A 17,491-nucleotide genomic window follows, 5' to 3' on the forward strand; every position below is an offset into this window, starting at 1 on the left:
TTTAGCCATCAGACTACACGAGGGGGCGGATGCGGTGATTTTAGTTTTTGACATTGGCAATACTAATATGGTAATAGGAGTATATGCAGGAGAAAAGCTCATTACCCACTGGCGGCTGCGGACAGACACCTTGCGTACTGCTGATGAATACGGTATGCTTATCATGGCGCTTTTCGAGCACAGCCATCTGAAGATGAGCGGAGTAAGTGCCGTAGTTATTTCTTCCGTAGTTCCTACCCTGATGCTGGAAATGGAAACCATGTGCCGGAAATATTTTTCCGTAAAGCCTCTGGTAGTAGAGCCGGGGATAAAAACGGGGCTGGCCATAAAATATGAAAATCCGCGGGAGGTAGGAGCTGACCGGGTAGTAAATGCCGTAGCTGCTTTTCACAAGTATGGCGGACCTTTAATCATAATCGATTTTGGAACGGCTACCACCTTCTGTGCGGTAAGCGAAAAGGCAGAATATTTAGGCGGGGCTATTGCTCCGGGAATCAGGATATCCATGGAAGCCCTGGTGGCCAGGGCGGCCAAACTTCCCCGGGTAGAGCTGGTTAAACCGAAAAACGTCATAGCCCGCAACACGGTAGCCAGTATGCAGGCCGGCATCATCTACGGCTTTGTAGGCCAGGTAGAAGGGATTGTAAGGCGGATGAAAGCCGAGATGGAAGGGAATCCTAAAGTTGTAGCTACCGGAGGGCTGGCCGGGGTTATTGCCGGCGAAACCGAGGTGATAGATGTAGTTGATGAATTCCTTACTCTGGAAGGATTAAGGCTGATTTACGAACTCAACAGGGGGCATCATGTTTAAGATTGGCAAGGTAGAGATAAAAAACCGGGTGGTTGCAGCTCCCCTGGCCGGGGTTACCGACAAGGCCTTTCGCATCATAATAAAATCTTTCGGCTGCGGACTCGTCTTCACCGAAATGATAAGCGACATGGGGCTTTTGTATGAACAGGAGAAGACCCTTAAGCTGGCAGACATAAGCGGGGAAGAAAAGCCGATTGCCGTGCAGATTTTCGGCTCAGAAGTCGAGCCGATGGTTAAGGCAGCCCAAAAAGTAGAAGCCATGGGAGCTGACATCATCGACATAAACATGGGCTGTCCGGCTCCCAAGATTGTAAAAAACGGGGAAGGGGCGGCCCTGATGCTGGATCTTCCCCGTGCCCGCCGCATAATAAGAGCAGTAGTGGAAGCGGTAAAAGTGCCGGTAACGGTAAAGATGCGCAAAGGCTGGGATGATAATAACATAAACTATCTGGAACTGGCAGCCATTGCCGAGGAAGAAGGAGTCAGGGCGGTAACCCTGCATGCCCGTACCCGTATGCAGTTTTATTCCGGCCAGGCTGACTGGGAAAGCATAAAAACCCTTAAAAAGGCCGTGTCCATTCCCGTTATCGGCAATGGGGACATATGGCAGGCGGAAGATGCCCTGCGCATGCTGGAGATTACCGGATGTGATGCGGTCATGATTGCCCGCGGGGCTCTGGGCAACCCTTTCATATTCCGGGAAGTGGTAGCCTTAATTGAAGAGGGGAGAAAACTCCCTCCTCCCACCTGGGAAGAAAAAATGATAGTGGCCAGAAAGCATCTCGAGCTGGCCTGCCAGTTTAAGGGAGAAACCGTAGCTGTAAGAGAAATGCGCAAGCATCTGGCCTGGTATGTAAAAGGGATGCCAGGGGCTGCCAAAATAAGAGAAAGGATAAACCAGGCAGCAAGCCGGGAAGAATTGCTAAAACTTCTGGATGAGCTGAAGCAAAAAGGGCACTAAAAGCCCTTTTTTTACTTTACTTGCCAACTGCCATCCGGAATGATAAAATAACCACAAAAAACCTTGCGCACAATTTCGTGCACATCTTTTTCATTTAGGGACGGTTCTTTTTTTAAAAACCGCTCCGATTCGTAACACTTTTTAATTTGGGGACGGTTCTTTTTTGCAAAACTATTACGAATCGAATTACTTTTTAAAATTAGAACCGTCCCCAAGTGAAACATTAGAACCGTCCCCAAGTGAAACAAGTGAAAATCTATTACGAATCGTATGAAGCAGGAGGCGAGGTGAAGGGGTGGAGTTTTACCGGATTCAGGACAAGATAGTAAGCTGGCAGAAGATTGAAAAGACTATCCGCAAAGCTTTGTTTATGCGCTCACGCGGCATGTCCCAGCAGGAAGTGGCGGAAAAAATAGGCATTGACCGCACTTTCCTCTCCCGCATCGAGGGCCTAGGTGAGCTGCGCAAAGGGCAGTCGATAGCCTGTATAGGCTTCCCCATAAAAAACAAGGAGGAAATCGAAGCCCTGCTCAAAAGAGAAGGTGTTGACTATATATTTCTGATGACCGAACAGGAAAGGCAGGATTTCATCCAGAAACGGAGCGGGCGGGAGCTGTTAAATGAGCTCATGGATTTGATAGCCCGCTTTCGGAATTTTGATGTAGTGATCTGTATAGGATCAGATGAAAGGATAAAGCTGATTGAGGGGATCCTTACCGGACAGCAGGTAATATCGATAGAAATTGGCACCTCACCGATTAAAGAGGATAAATGGGTAAATCCCCAGGAGATAGAAAAAATCTTGCGTATGCTAAAAAGTCTCAAACGTTAAGCACAGTGGATGAAAACAAGGATAACAGCAGGAGGCAAAGAAGATGAAGCATATTTTAAGTGTCAGTTTAGGTTCTTCCAAAAGGGATCATGCTTTTGAAACCGAGTTTATGGGAGAAAAATTTCATATTGAGAGGATAGGGACAGACGGGGATTTTGCCCGGGCGATAAAATTGATTGAAGAAAATGACGGCAAGGTGGATGCCTTTGGCATGGGAGGGATTGACCTCTATGTCTATATTGCCGGCAAAAGGTACACCATAAGGGATGCCAAACGGCTGGTGGCCGCAGCTAAAAAAACCCCCATGGTGGATGGGAGCGGCCTTAAAAATACCCTGGAGCGCAGGTGCATCCTGGAGATTCAGGAGAAGGGGATTGTTGATTTAAAAGGGAAAAAGGTGCTTATGGTCTGTGCGGTTGACCGTTTTGGCATGGCCGAAGCCTTTGAACAGGTAGGGGCCAAACTTACCCTGGGCGATTTCATATATACGGTAGGTATCCCTATCCCTATGCATTCGCTTAAAACCTTGCGCCTGGTCGGCAGTATTGCAGCTCCCATTATTGTTAAATTGCCTTTTGACAAGATTTATCCTACCGGGAACAAACAGAATGACATAATTCCGAAGTATTCTAAATATTATTATAGAGCAGATGTGATTGCCGGCGATTTCCATTACATTCGCCGCTATCTGCCGGAAAAGCTGAACGGGCAGGTAATAATAACTAATACTACGACCCGGGAGGACATGAAGCTTTTAAAAGAAAGAGGTATAAGCAAGGTTATCACCACCACGCCGGATATGGGAGGCAGGTCTTTCGGCACCAATGTCATCGAAGCCTTGATGATAACCTTGATGAAAAAGCCTCTGGACCAGATTGCACCGGAAGATTACCATGCTATGCTCAAAGAACTGGATTTAAAGCCGGGGATCGTAGATCTGGAGAGATGGGATGCTTAAACTTGATTTTGCCTTTTTCAGTTTAGGGGACAAAGAAAGGAAGGGATTAGCCGGAAACCGTCTGGTTTTAGAAAGGCTTACTCCCCTTTTTTTTTCTCCCCGCATCGAAAAGCTTTTATATCTCCCCTATGTTGATAAAAAAGGATGCAGCCTGAAACTGCACCTGGGAAGGCAAAATTTTAAAATCCTGTCTCCCTTAAAAAAACAGGAAACTATGACTAAAGCCCAGGATTTGATCAGAAGCTACGGCCTGAACATCCTGGCAGCGGACAGGAGATTTAAGGATGATTTGCTGGCATTATCCAAACATTTTATGCTCACCTTTGGGGATAATTTTATAAAGGCTCTGGCCCTGGCCATGACGGAGAGATATTTATCTACCAAAGCGGTAAACCGCCTGGTCATAGTGGGGAGGACAGATGATTTTGCCGATCTGGTGGAAGAGTTTTTAAAATATAATCTGCCTCTTTCCCTGCAGAGCCTGTGCCCGCAGGAAGATGAGGTAATGGTTTACAAATTTTTCTATGAAAAAGGGTATACCTTATCTGCCAGCTATATAAACCCCGAAGGCTGGCAGGCAGGAGATCTCCTGCTCTTTTTTGACTGTGACCCCTGCTCTTTTAAGCCGGCTTTACCTGGTGTTTATAAGCTAGTTTACCACAACTACAGCCTTAACCTGCAGCCGGAGTGGAAAGAGTTTATGCACAAGGAGGGATGGGATGCCCAGATGCACAATATGGCCCCTGTTCTGGAAGCCTGCCTTCTTAAGGAAGCAGGAATAAGGGAAGGGGAAAGCGAAAATTATAATGCCGGAAAACTTTTTACCCTCCTTAAGGCTTTAGGTGATGAAACTGATTTGTGGGATATGTTTCTTGACAGGTAATGGTGAGGTCTATATAATACATTAAAGCAAAAAATGTTAGCGGGGAAAAAAGCGAGCTTGAAAGACTCGCTTTTATAAATTATTAAACGATGGGAGCGATTGGATGGCAGAGGGAAAAGAAGTTTTACTTACCAAAGAAGGCTTGAAAAAATTAGAAGATGAGCTGGAATACCTCAAATCGGTAAAGAGAGAAGAAGTGGCTGAAAGGATAAAACAGGCGATTGCCTTCGGAGATATATCCGAGAATTCCGAATATGAAGATGCTAAAAATGAACAGGCTTTTATCGAAGGCAGGATTGCCAGCCTGGAGAAAACCCTCAAGAATGCACGGCTGATGGAAGATAGCGATATAGCAGTTGATGTGGTAAGCCTGGGTTCGCGGGTAACTTTGAAAGAGCTGGAGCGGGGAAGAGAGTTTACGGTTACCATTGTTTCTTCCGTGGAATCCAAGATAAGGGATGGCAAGATTTCCGATGAGTCTCCAGTAGGAAAAGCTATTATCGGCAAAAAGAAAGGAGACATTGTAGAAGTAGAGGCTCCCGCTGGCATCATAAAATATGAGATACTTAATGTTGAAAGATAATAGGGACTTATACGAAAATTTCAGGTTAAGGATGTGTTGGGTGTGGAAAAACATGAATTAAACCAGGGCGAGATACAGGCGGAAGACCTGAATGAACTGAAAAGGGTGCGCCTGGAAAAGCTGCATGAATTAAGAAGGATGGGTATTGACCCTTTCGGCTCCCGCTTTGAGCGGGATGCCGAAGCGGCACTTATCAAGAACAATTACAGCGATTATGAAGGTCGCGAGGTAAGAATAGCCGGACGCATCATGTCCAAAAGGCTGCATGGCAAGGCTGGCTTTGCCAACCTGCAGGACATGAGCGGGGTTATCCAGCTCTACTTCCGCCAGGATGATGTAGGGGAAGACAAATACGAGCTGTTCAAGAAAATGGACATCGGTGACATCATCGGGGTAAGAGGAGAAGTTTTTACCACCAAAAAAGGGGAAATAAGCGTCCATGTGCGGGAATTTGTTTATCTTTCCAAATCTTTAAACCCCCTGCCGGAAAAGTGGCACGGGCTTAAAGATGTGGAATTAAGATACCGCCAGCGCTATGTTGATTTGATTGTAAATCCGGAAGTAAAAGAAGTATTTATAAAGCGGAGCAGGATCATAAAAGAGATACGCCGCTACCTGGATGAGAGAGGATTTCTGGAAGTAGAGACCCCCATGATGCATCCGATTGCCGGAGGAGCTGCCGCCCGGCCTTTTATAACCTACCACAATGCGCTTGATATGCAGCTTTATCTGCGCATAGCGCCGGAGCTTTACTTGAAGCGGCTTATCGTAGGCGGCCTGGAAAAGGTATATGAAATAAACCGCAACTTCAGGAATGAAGGGATTTCTACCAAACATAACCCCGAATTCACCATGCTCGAACTCTATCAGGCCTATGCCGACTATACCGATATGATGAACCTGACCGAAGACCTGATATCTACCGTTATGTACAAGGTAAACGGCACCATGATTGCCGAATTCGAGGGGCATAAGATAGATTTTACCCCTCCCTGGAACCGGATGACTATGCTGGAGGCAATCCAGAAATATGCCGGGGTCGACTTCAGCACGATAAAAACCGATGAAGAAGCGCGGAAAGTCGCAGCCAGTCTTAATATCAAAGTAGAGCCTGGTGCTACCCGGGGCGAGATTATAAATGAAGTGTTCGAAGCTTTTGTCGAAGATAAGCTTATCCAGCCCACCTTTATTTACGGGCATCCGGTGGAAATATCGCCTCTGGCCAAGAGAAACCGGGAAAATCCGGAGTTTACCGATCGCTTTGAAGTATTTATCATGGCCCGTGAGATAGCCAATGCCTTCTCTGAGCTCAATGACCCTATTGACCAGAAGGAGCGTTTCCTGAAACAGATGGAAAAACGGGCACATGGCGATGATGAAGCCCACATGATGGATGAAGACTATATCAATGCCCTGGAATACGGAATGCCGCCTACCGGGGGATTAGGCATAGGTATCGACCGGCTGGTCATGCTGATGACCGGGTCCCCTTCCATAAGGGATGTTATCCTCTTTCCTACCCTGCGGCCGCGGCAGGATTAGCGAGAGGAAAAGGCAGGACAGGAAATGCTTCCTGTTCTGTTTTTTTATTTAGCAGCAGCTTTATAACATCTGGTATATTAGTTAGTGAACAGAATTTTAAAAGGGGAGCTTTATGAGAAGCCAGAAACCGCGTGCAGGAATCTTTTTTTACCTGGGCATAATCGTGTTTTTCTATTTCAGTTTTGACCTGGCCGTGAATGATTATCCCTTAAAAATAACTCTGTTAAAAGGGATGCTGGCAGGGGCCGGGCTTTTGCTGCCCCTTGTCTTAAAACTGCGGGAAAAAGAGTAGAATTTTTGCCATGTCTGGTTTTCTCCCCCATATAGACAAGCCTTATGCTTAGTGCTAGAATTACACTAGTATTTTATGCGTTGGGGAGATGTCGGCAGCATGTATTATGATATATATATACTGGTTATCATCCTGGCTTTTATAATCTCTTTTGTCGCTGTGCCTTTAAGCATCAAACTGGCTTTTGCCCTGGGGGCAATTGACAACCCAAACCCCCGCAAGGTGCATGAGCGCACCATGCCCCGGCTGGGAGGTTTAGGCATTTTTGTTGCCTTCATGCTGGGAATGCTGTTTATGCCTGATCTGGCTTTTCCTTTTCGGGGGATAATATATGGAGGCATCATAATTTTCATCGTAGGTCTGCTGGATGACCTGTTCAAACTAAAAGCCTGGATAAAGCTCATCGGGCAGATGGCAGCGGCTGCCGTTGCTGTTTACTGCGGAATAACCGTAAACTTTGTCACCAACCCTTTTGACGGGATGTTAAACCTAGGGATACTCAGCATCCCGGTAACCCTTTTATGGATAATCGGGGTAACCAATGCCATAAACCTTATCGACGGCCTGGACGGACTGGCCGGAGGGGTATCCCTTATCGCGGCAGGTACCCTGGGGGCGATCGCTCTCTTGAAGGGGAACATGCCGGTATTTTATGCTTCTTTTCTGCTGGTAGGGGCCATACTGGGCTTTTTGCCCTATAACTTTCATCCGGCGAGGACCTTTATGGGCGATGGCGGTTCTAATTTTTTAGGTTTTGTCCTGGCCTGCCTGGCAGTAAGCGGAACAGCCAAAGGGGCTACGGCTATTTCCCTGTTCCTGCCCATTGTGGTACTGGGCATACCCATATTTGATACCTTTTTTGCCATCGTGCGCCGGGTAAACCGGGGGGTTCCCATATTTAAGCCTGACCGGGATCATCTGCATCACCGGCTCCTGGCTTTAGGCTTGAGCCACCGCGGCTGCGTCCTGGTTATATATGGCATAAGCGCTGTCTTTGCCGGGGTAGCCGTAGTGTTAAGCCTTACCAGCAGTCCCAAGGCCCTGTGGGTGCTAGGAGCTTTTCTGGTTCTGGTAATAATAGCTGCTGAGCGCATAGGCTTATTTAGAGGAGAAGTAAGGGTGGAAGCCTCCTGGAGGCAGGAAGAAGTCAATCGCTTTAACGGATAGGGGAAGAGGAGATATGGCCAAGATAAAAGGATATTTAATTTTAATGCTGGCTGCCGGCCTGGTTTTCGGCAGTTTTTTCAGCCTGGGAGCCTTTATAACCAGATGGCTCCCTTTAGCAGGGATAGAAGAAAATACAGATGCAGATAATAATTATGAAAAAGGCGAGCGCGTAAACATCCTGGTCCTGGGTATAGACAAAAGGCCGGGAGAGACGAATGCCCGTTCCGACACCGTGATGCTGGTTTCCATCGACCCGGCTTTGTCAAAGGCGGTGGTCCTTTCCATACCGCGTGATACCCGGGTAGAGATCAAGGGAAGCCCGGTCGACAAGATATGTTCTGCCAACATGGTAGGCGGGCCTTCCTATGCGGTAAGAACGGTGGAAAAGCTTTTGGATATAGATATTGACTATTATGTGGCCGTTGACTTCAACGGTTTTAAAGAAATCATCGACACCCTAGGCGGGGTTACCATTGAAGTTCCCCAGCGCATGTACAAGCCGAGCGAAGATATAGATCTATATCCAGGAGTGCAGAGGCTAAATGGCCGGCAGGCATTAGCTTTTGTGCGCTACCGGGGCTATATCCAGGGCGATATTGCCCGCACCCAGATGCAGCAGCAATTCATCAAAGCCCTGGCTGATGAAGTATTAAAACCGAAAACCCTGGCCAAACTGCCGACCCTTGTAAAACAGGTTAACAAATATGTGGAAACTGATATGGGGGTCAGGGATATGCTTAAGCTGGCAAGCTGGGCTCCCCGTTTTAGCGCTGACTCCATCATCACCCAGACCCTGCCGGGCTACTTTTATGATGAATACAACAGCCATGGGGTGATGGTAGCCAGCTATTGGATTGCGGACAAAAGACAGATAAGCGGCATACTGGATAAACTTTTTGCCGGGGAAACTATGGCCGTAGTAAGCGAGCCTCCGGCCGGATTTTATACTTCCGGAGGCAAGGTGGCCAAACGGGTAGAGGAAGAAAAAATCTCATCTGAGCGCTCCAGGCTTCCCAGCCCGGGCCACAGCACGCCCGGTGCGATCGAGCAAGGAAGCTATACCCCTTCCTTTACCGGCAGTGATGGCTATTTGTAATTAGGGACGGTTCTTTTTTTAAAAACTATTCCGAATCGAAGTATTTATTTAGCGATGTTAACCTTATCCCTTCCGCAGGAAGACAAGGAGGAAGAAGGAAAAAGTGCTTTTCAATTCCTATGTCTATATATTCGCCTTTTTGCCGGCAGCCTTTGCCGGATATTTTTTGCTTGCTTTCAGGTATGAAAAAGGGGCCAAGCTGTGGCTGGTACTAGCCTCGCTTTTTTTCTACAGCTACTGGAATATAAGGTATCTTCCCCTGATCCTGGTTTCCCTGGGGGTAAACTTTATTCTGGGCAGAAAAATAGGGGAGTTTACCGGAAAAGACAAGGAGAAAGCCCGGCTTTTTCTCATCGCCGGCCTCTTATTCAATATCGGCCTTCTGGGCTATTATAAATATGCTGATTTTTTCCTGAGCAATATCAACTATCTCCTTAGGAGCAATCTTCCCCTTCTGCATATTGCTCTTCCCCTGGCCATAAGCTTTTTTACCTTCCAGCAGATCGCCTATATTGTGGATGCCTACCGGGGAGAGGCCAGAGAGTACGACCTTTTGAACTATGCCCTTTTTATTACCTTTTTCCCCCAGCTCATTGCCGGGCCTATCGTGCATCATAAAGAGATGATGCCCCAGTTCAGAAATGAGCGCAGCCGCTATATAAATTATGAAAACATGGCTAAAGGCCTTTTTATCTTCTGCATCGGCCTTTTTAAAAAAGTGATGGTGGCCGATACCTTTGCCTACTGGGCCAACTGGGGATTTGACGGCATTTCCCATCTTACTTTTTTCGAAGCCTGGATTACTTCCCTGGCATATACCTTCCAGCTGTATTTTGATTTCAGCGGCTATACCGATATGGCCATCGGAGCGGCTCTTTTCTTCAATATAAAGCTGCCGGTAAACTTCAATTCCCCCTATAAATCCCTTGACATTCAGGAATTCTGGCGCCGGTGGCATATGACCCTGAGCCGTTTCTTGAGGGACTATATCTACATTCCTCTAGGCGGCAACCGCCGGGGGGAGGTTATCACCTACCGCAACCTGATGATAACTTTCCTGATCGGCGGCCTCTGGCACGGAGCCGGTTGGAACTTTGTCTTCTGGGGCTTTTTGCACGGAGCAGCTCTTATCATCCACCGCCTGTGGCGGAAAACCGGGATAAAAATGCCTTCTTTCCTGGCCTGGCTTATCACCTTCAATTTCGTCAATGCCGGCTGGGTATTTTTCCGGGCACAAACTTTTGATGATGCCCTCAAGGTTTTAAAAGGCATGGCAGGTTTAAATGGGGTTCTTCTCCCCGCCAATCTGGAAGGAAAACTTCCCCTGCTGGATAAGCTTTCCTATCCCTACGGGAGCTTTACCCTGCAGAATACCCTGGAAGCTTCTATATATATAACCCTGGCTCTTCTTGCCGTATTGCTCCTGCCCAATTCGGTAGAAATGAAAGACCGCTTGCAGCCGAAACTGGCTTATGCCTTGCTGGCAGGCTTTTTAGCCTTTGTCAGCATACTCCACCTGACCAATGTAACCCAGTTTCTCTACTTCAATTTTTAAATTGGGGACGGTTCTTTTTTTAAAAACTATTTCGATTCGAAATAACCCTTAAAGGCCAGAGCTTACCGAGTGGGTTTTGGCCGCCCAACCCTGAAGATAAGGAGGCTTATCATGAGTTATAAATCCTGGTTTTTCAGTACCCTTGCCCTTGTCATGCTTTCTCTCCTGGCTGTAGCCGGTTTCAACTGGTATATAGATCCCCACTGGTGTTTTGGCCCCAGCCACCGTTATAACCAGGTGCAGATGCCTTTTGACGAAAGAGCCCAGAAGACGAATTATGTAAAATTCCATCCTTTTGCCTATGATGCCCTGCTTTTAGGAAGCAGCCGGGTTACCTACATCAATCCCTATGATTTTTCCGGCTTAAAAGTTTACAACTATGGGGTAAACAATATGCTGCCGGAAGAGTATTATGACTATATAGAATATGCTAAAAAGAAAAGGGGCAAGGAATTTGACTATATAATAATCGGCCTTGATTTCTGGACTACCAATCAGAACAAAGAGCTGCCTTCGCCGATAAAAGAACCGGCATTTTATATAAAACAGGCGGAAAGCTTTGGCTACCGCTACAAGATGCTTTTTTCCTATGACACCTATAAACTGTCCCGGAAAAATTATCTGGCCGCCGCCCGTTCTTATCCGGTGGATTATTTCTATGACCGCCGCCTGGTAAAACACTTGCGCAGGCTCAGCGAGGAGGAAAGAAAGGCTAAAATCGAAAATGCGGTTGCCGTTTACCGGGATAGGCTGTACCGGGACTATACTTATGTTTCCTATGCCGAAACTTTTCGCCAGCTGAAAAGAGCCAACCCGCATACCCGGTTTATCGTTTTTACCACCCCGGAATCCCTGCCCCTGCTTGAGCTTATCGAAGAACAAAACCTTACTCCTTATTATCAGCAGTGGCTGCGGGAAAATGTCGAGGTATTCGGGGAGGTTTACCACTTTTCCTATCCCAATTCCGTAACTACCAGTCTGGCCAACTACTATGATGCCAGCCATTTTTATCCTCATGTCGGAGCCTGGATCGCCGAGCGTCTGCTGGGCAGAGAGAAAAGAGGCCTGCCGGATGATTTCGGGGTAAAGCTTACCCGGGATAATATCGACCAGGTATTGAAAAAACAAGCCTTAAGATAGGCCAAAATATTTTTTCCGCCTGGTGCAAGCCAAACCCTGCCTTGAGCTTATATAAAAATAAAAGGGATTTTGTGCCGAGGAAAAGGAATATACCATTAAATGTCGAAAAAGTTAAAAAGGAGCAGAAACGAAAGCTAATAAAAGGGGAGATGGAACTTGAAATTGAGCCTTATACGCAGCCGGAATGGAAAATACCTCCTGTTGACCATATTTTTATTCCTCATAACTTCCTTAACCCTGGCCTTGCCTCTTCCAGCCCAGGCCAGCAAGGCTAAAGTGACCGGAAGTGTAGTAAACATCCGTTCCGGGCCCGGTACCAACTACGATATTATAGGCAATATCTACCAGGATACCGAGGTGGAAACGGGCCAGACGATAAACGGCTGGACGGAAGTAAGCTTTAAAAATATAAATGGCTGGATAAGAAGCGATCTTCTAAGTCCCCTATCCGAGCCAGCTTCCTTCAGTATCAGGATTACAGCCGGAAGTGCCAATCTGCGCAGCGGGCCGGGAACTTCCCATGCCATAGTCGGACAGGCTTTAAAGGGAGAAGTTTTCCCGGTATTAGAAGAGCTTGACGGCTGGTACAGGATAAGGACTAAAACCGGAAATATTGCTTATGTCGCTTCCTTCCTGGCCAAAAAAATAACCGCATCTTCCAGTCCGGCCGGGAATGCCAGCGTGCCTGCACCGGCAGGAAAGCCAGGCGAGATTGAGGTATATCTGGACGGAAAACTCCTCTCCTTTGATGTGCCGCCGATGATAGACAGTGGTCGCACTTTAGTCCCCCTGCGGGCCATTTTTGAAGCTATGGGAGCCAGGGTGGAATGGAGGAGCGATACCCGCACCGTTATCTCCACCCGGGGGGAAACTACGGTAGTCATGACAATTGGGTCTACTTCCCCTACCGTAAATGGAAAAACCGTCCCTATTGATGTGCCGGCGAAAATCGTAAATGGACGCACCCTGGCCCCCCTTCGTTTCGTAGGCGAAGCCTTCGGCGGCCAGGTAGAATGGGAAGGGAGCACCCGTACGGTGAGGATAACCTCTCCGCCGCCAGCCTCTAACCCTGCTGCCTTTCCGCCCTATGTAAAGACATCATCCCTTACCAACCTGCGCACGGGAGCCGGCACCAGTTTCAGCGTGGCCGAACAGGCAGCTGCTGGAGAGACCCTTCCGGTTCTGGCGGCGAAAGAAGGCTGGTACCAGGTAAGCCGGGGAGGGAAAACCTTATGGGTAGCTTCCTGGGTAGTGGAACCGGTATGGGAAAAAACTGAATCTGTCCCGGAGAAACCTGTATCTGAACCAGGAAACAGCAACAGCAGCCTGGAAAAAGAAGCCAGTCCGGAGAATACCGATGCCATAAAACAGCCGGAGCAGGAAAATAAACCGCAGGAAGAGCCGGAAATAGCAAAAGTAAATGAAGTGCGCCTTTCACGCCTGCGCGATGACAAGGGGATAACCGTCAGGATAGAGGCCGGAAAAGCGGTAGAGCCTGAAATCATCCAGAGTGGCCGCACCCTTACCTATACCTTCCCGGGTATGGAACTCAAAGGCTTAAACTACATAAAAGAGCCGGTAGGTTCTGAGCTTTTCGAGGTAAAAGGGGTAAATGAAGAGGGCAAGGCGGTGATAAGGGCAGAAATACCTTACGGAATAGAGTATCAAACCTATACCGAAAACAACGGCAGGACCAGGGTAATAACTATTCCCAACTTCATCATGGCCGTAGAGAAAAAAGATTTCGGGACCACCGGAGAGAGGGTACTTATAACTACCCTTACCGAAGCTGAATATACCCGGGTAATAAGCGGGGACAGGATAGAAATAAAACTGAAACATGTAACCCTGGGCAGGGCTTCCCGCGAATACCGCTTCGGCGGCAAAGTCATCGACAGGGTAACTTTTACCCAGGAAAATGACGGAGTAACGGCAGTAATTCAGACCAGAGGCATAGGCGGCTCCAGCACCGGAAAGAGCGGCGATGGCAATATCCTGAGCGTAATGATAGTAGGAAAAGATGCGGTACCGGTTCGCAACCAGAACCTTATTGTCATCGATCCAGGACATGGAGGAAAAGAAACCGGTGCCATAAGCCCGAGCGGCTATATGGAGAAAATACCTAATCTGGAAATAGCCCTGGAAGCAGGGCGGATACTTAAGGCCAAAGGCTATCAGGTCGAGTTCACCAGGACGGATGACACTTTTGTAAGCCTGGAAGAAAGGGCGGCTATGGCCAATCAGCTTAATGCAGCCGTATTTGTAAGCATTCACAACAACTCCAGCACCAACCGCGAGGCGAAAGGGATAGAAACCTATTTCTATGCCCCGGCTGACCGGCCTCATCTTTTCATACAGAAAGATGAACGGGAAGACCTGGCCACCTATGTGCAAAGAGAGCTGGTGAGAAGGCTAAACCGTCCTGACCGGGGAGTAAAGCAGGCCAACTTCTCCGTCCTGCGCAATACGAACATGCCGTCTATACTTTGTGAAGTAGCTTTCCTCAGCAATCCGGAAGAAGAAATGCTCCTTAAATCCGACTACTTCAAGAGACAGGCAGCTGAGGCCATCGCCGAAGGAATAGACAGATATATGAAATCGCGAAGATAATTTTCATTTGGGGACGGTTCTTTTTTTAAAAACTGTTACGAATCGAAATAGATTAAACAGGGGATACAGGGCTACGATTTTTTAGATTTCTTAAAAAGCCGGGAAGAAAGAAATCGCTGCGCGATAGCTTTTGCTCCTGTTTTAACGGAAAACAGCGCAAAAAAACCATTCCCCTGTGCTCACATCTTCCCTTGCCAAACAGGCATAAATATGGCATGATTTTGGAAAACCTATTTATAAAACTTCTTTCTTCTCATTCTTGCCCAAGGAGGTGAAATCAATAAGATATAGGAAGAAATTTTTAATACTTATCCTGCTTTTTCTGCTCTGTATTCCCCAGGCCATCAAAGCTGACCCCAAAAATCCCCGGGTATTCACGGTAAAAATCGAAAACATGGTTACAGCCGGCACCGCCCAGCATGTGATAAGGGCGATAGATGAAGCAGAAAAGGAAGGGGCCGAAGCCCTGGTAATCTTCATCAACACCCCGGGGGGACTGGTAAATGCCACCTTGGACATGATAGAAAGGATGACTAATTCCCGCATCCCGATCATAACCTATGTTGCCCCTAAAGGAGCCATTGCCGCTTCTGCCGGCACCTTTATCCTGATAAGCGGCGATATTGCCGCCATGTCCCCGGGAACAACCTGCGGAGCAGCCATGCCGGTTGCCCTTTCCAATCCGGCCGAAGCTCCCCAGGCGGCGGACCAGAAAACCATAAACTTCCTGGCCCAGCACATGCGCAGCATAGCCGAACAAAAAGGAAGGCCGGGGGATGTGGCCGAAAAATTTGTCACCGAAAACTTGAGTTTAACCTATGACCGGGCTTTAGAAAAGGGTATAATCGATTTAACAGCGGATAACCTAGATGACCTTTTAGCCCGGATCAATGGTTATAAGGTAAAAACTGCGGAAGGGGAAAAAAGCCTGCAAACGGCTGATGCCCGCATAATTCCGGTCGAAAAAACCGTAAAAGAAAAAGTAACCGACCTGGTCAGCAACCCCCAGATAGCCGTAATCCTCATCATGATTGGCATTTACGGCCTGATAACCGGATTTAACTCACCCGGGTTTTTCCTGCCCGAAGTTTTGGGTTCCATATGTCTTTTGCTGGGCCTTTACGGGCTGGGCCTATTTGAAATCAATATTGCGGCCGGCATCTTTATACTCCTGGGAATAGGCCTTTTAATTGCCGAGGCCTTTACCCCTACTTACGGAATACTGGGAACGGGAGGAGTGATAAGCCTTGTTCTGGGAATTATTTTCTTGCCGGTGGAGCCCATGATGCCAGGTGAATGGTTTAGCGGACTTAAATTTGTTGCCGTAAGCATAGGGGTAATAACCGCGCTTTTTGTGCTCCTGATTTTAACCAGCCTGATAAAGCTGCGTAAAAAGCCGCCGGTCGAAGTAGAAGCGGAAATGAAACAGGAAATCGGAGTAGTAGTAAGAGAGCTCAACCCGGAAGGCATGGTAAAAGTATATGGCGAAATATGGAATGCCCGCACCGAAAATGGGGAAAATATTCCGGAGGGAAAAAAAGTAAAAGTAGTAGGTCGCCGGGGCATGCAGCTTATAGTAAGCCCGGCGGAAAAAAAAGACAAGGAGGTTGAAAAATGATAGGCGCTTTAGTTGAATATCTTTCTTTAATTATAATCCTGATATTTATCTTAAGCATGTCGGTGAAAATAGTCCCTGAATACGAAAGGGCGGTTCTTTTCCGCTTAGGAAGGCTGGTAGGGGTAAGAGGCCCGGGGCTTTTTCTCATCATCCCTTTCATCGACCGCATTGAAAAAGTTTCCCTGCGTACCGTAGTAGTAGATGTTCCCCCCCAGGAAGTAATAACCAAAGACAATGTAAGCTGTACCGTAAATGCCGTTCTCTACTACCGGGTAGTCGAACCGGACAAAGCCATCGTCAATGTGGAAAGATACCACCTGGCCACCAACCAGCTGGCTCAGACTACCCTGCGCAGCGTAGTCGGTACTGCGGAACTGGATGAAGTCTTATCCGAGCGGGAAAAGCTGAACCAGACCATCCAGCAGATCGTAGATGAAACAACCAATCCCTGGGGCATAAAAGTGATATCTACCGAAATAAAAGATGTGGTTCTGCCGACTGAAATGCAAAAAGCCCTGGCCAAGCAGGCCCAGGCCGAAAGAGAAAGAAGGGCTGCCATCATCCAGGCCGAAGGGGAAAAACAGGCAGCGCAGCTCATATCTGAAGCTGGTCGCATCTTAAGCGAACAGGAAGGGGCCTTAACTGTAAGAATGCTCAGAGCCTTAACCGAAGTTGCTAATTCCAACAACACCACTGTACTCTTCCCGGTACCCATGGAATTGCGAAGCCTTTTCCCGGCTACCCAGCCGGCAGGGGAGAAAAAAGAATAGTTTCATTTGGGGACGGTTCTTTTTTTAAAAACTGTTACGAATCGTAACAACTTGAAAAGAAGGGAGCCGTCAGGAAGGGTGAAAATGCCGGGTACTGGTTCAGGCTTCTGATTACCCGGGCTTTCAGTAGAGAGGATAGAGGAGTTAAAGAAGAGCCTGAATTAAGGAAAAGATCAGATGCCAGGCAGATCAAAAAAACAGACCTGGTATTCTGAAGAGTAATAAAATTCGATATATATACCAGATGTGGGTACAATTTGCCCACTTTTATTTTTATGAAAGCCTGTTTTCCGGCTTTTTTAAGGGGTTAACTGATAAAGTCAGGAGTTTTGAAATTGTAGACTTTGAAAACTCTGCACCACAAATCCCCTTAAAAAATTTACTTTTTATGGTACAATAAAAGAGAAAATAGTTTATAAAGCCTATTCTTAAGGAAAGGAACCGTATCCTTATGGATATACGCAACATAGATGACAAATACTTCAAAGAAGTAATAGAAAACCCTGAGCTAGCAGCCAGCCTTATGGAGATTATACTGCCAGAAGAAATTAAAGAGATAATCGATTTAGAAAACTTAAAGCTGGAAAAAGACAGCTTTATAAGCGGAGAGCTTAAGGAGGCTTATTCTGACCTGCTCTTTAGGGCAGGACTGGGGGAAGGAGAAGAGGTATAT

Annotated in this window: 16 protein-coding genes; all 16 read left to right on the forward strand. The window is 47.3% G+C overall.

Annotated features, from left to right (window positions below; genetic code table 11):
* The first annotated feature begins 34 nt into the window (after positions 1 to 34).
* The gene (locus BUB92_RS01230; RefSeq protein ID WP_073089105.1) at positions 35 to 811 is read left to right on the forward strand and encodes a type III pantothenate kinase; all 777 of its coding nucleotides are present in this window, start codon (positions 35 to 37) and stop codon (positions 809 to 811) included.
* Positions 804 to 1,772 (forward strand): tRNA dihydrouridine synthase DusB, encoded by a 969-nt coding sequence (gene dusB, locus BUB92_RS01235; RefSeq protein ID WP_073089106.1) that lies wholly within the window; start codon positions 804 to 806, stop codon positions 1,770 to 1,772. Before BUB92_RS01230 ends, dusB begins: the two co-directional genes overlap by 8 nt.
* 295 nt (positions 1,773 to 2,067) lie before the next feature.
* Positions 2,068 to 2,604, forward strand: a complete 537-nt coding sequence (locus tag BUB92_RS01245; RefSeq protein ID WP_073089110.1) for a helix-turn-helix domain-containing protein — start codon at positions 2,068 to 2,070, stop codon at positions 2,602 to 2,604.
* A gap of 43 nt (positions 2,605 to 2,647) precedes the next feature.
* Positions 2,648 to 3,562, forward strand: a complete 915-nt coding sequence (locus BUB92_RS01250) for a quinate 5-dehydrogenase (protein ID WP_073089112.1) — start codon at positions 2,648 to 2,650, stop codon at positions 3,560 to 3,562.
* Entirely contained in the window at positions 3,555 to 4,445 is an 891-nt protein-coding gene (locus BUB92_RS01255) for a hypothetical protein (RefSeq protein WP_073089113.1), read from the forward strand. The genes BUB92_RS01250 and BUB92_RS01255 overlap by 8 nt, the downstream gene beginning before the upstream one ends.
* Positions 4,446 to 4,548: 103 nt before the next feature.
* Positions 4,549 to 5,028 carry a transcription elongation factor GreA gene (gene greA, locus BUB92_RS01260; RefSeq protein ID WP_073089115.1) on the forward strand — a complete coding sequence of 160 codons (480 nt, stop codon included), beginning with the start codon at positions 4,549 to 4,551 and terminating at the stop codon, positions 5,026 to 5,028.
* 36 nt (positions 5,029 to 5,064) lie between these two features.
* A complete protein-coding gene (gene lysS / locus BUB92_RS01265; protein WP_200774173.1) occupies positions 5,065 to 6,570 on the forward strand; it encodes a lysine--tRNA ligase in 1,506 nt (501 codons plus the stop codon).
* 112 nt (positions 6,571 to 6,682) lie between these two features.
* Complete coding sequence (locus tag BUB92_RS01270) at positions 6,683 to 6,862, forward strand: hypothetical protein (protein WP_073089118.1); 180 nt, start codon at positions 6,683 to 6,685, stop codon at positions 6,860 to 6,862.
* A gap of 99 nt (positions 6,863 to 6,961) precedes the next feature.
* On the forward strand, positions 6,962 to 8,029 hold the full coding sequence (locus BUB92_RS01275) for a glycosyltransferase family 4 protein (protein WP_073089120.1): 1,068 nt from the start codon (positions 6,962 to 6,964) through the stop codon (positions 8,027 to 8,029).
* Positions 8,030 to 8,042: 13 nt separating this feature from the next.
* Entirely contained in the window at positions 8,043 to 9,125 is a 1,083-nt protein-coding gene (locus BUB92_RS01280) for an LCP family protein (RefSeq protein WP_073089121.1), read from the forward strand.
* A 103-nt stretch (positions 9,126 to 9,228) separates the two neighbouring features.
* Complete coding sequence (locus BUB92_RS01285; RefSeq protein WP_073089123.1) at positions 9,229 to 10,680, forward strand: MBOAT family O-acyltransferase; 1,452 nt, start codon at positions 9,229 to 9,231, stop codon at positions 10,678 to 10,680.
* 111 nt (positions 10,681 to 10,791) lie between these two features.
* Entirely contained in the window at positions 10,792 to 11,820 is a 1,029-nt protein-coding gene (locus BUB92_RS01290) for a hypothetical protein (protein ID WP_073089125.1), read from the forward strand.
* A gap of 156 nt (positions 11,821 to 11,976) precedes the next feature.
* Positions 11,977 to 14,430: an N-acetylmuramoyl-L-alanine amidase gene (locus BUB92_RS01295; protein WP_073089126.1), complete on the forward strand. Its 2,454-nt coding sequence runs from the start codon at positions 11,977 to 11,979 to the stop codon at positions 14,428 to 14,430.
* A 271-nt stretch (positions 14,431 to 14,701) separates the two neighbouring features.
* Positions 14,702 to 16,048: an NfeD family protein gene (locus BUB92_RS01300; RefSeq protein ID WP_143156826.1), complete on the forward strand. Its 1,347-nt coding sequence runs from the start codon at positions 14,702 to 14,704 to the stop codon at positions 16,046 to 16,048.
* Positions 16,045 to 16,818 carry a slipin family protein gene (locus BUB92_RS01305; protein WP_073089129.1) on the forward strand — a complete coding sequence of 258 codons (774 nt, stop codon included), beginning with the start codon at positions 16,045 to 16,047 and terminating at the stop codon, positions 16,816 to 16,818. Before BUB92_RS01300 ends, BUB92_RS01305 begins: the two co-directional genes overlap by 4 nt.
* A gap of 451 nt (positions 16,819 to 17,269) precedes the next feature.
* Positions 17,270 to 17,491 (forward strand): Rpn family recombination-promoting nuclease/putative transposase (locus tag BUB92_RS01310; protein WP_143156827.1); only part of this gene is annotated, 222 nt, incomplete at its 3' end.

It is taken from the genome of Thermosyntropha lipolytica DSM 11003 (genome assembly GCF_900129805.1).
Taxonomy (GTDB): domain Bacteria; phylum Bacillota; class Syntrophomonadia; order Syntrophomonadales; family Syntrophomonadaceae; genus Thermosyntropha; species Thermosyntropha lipolytica.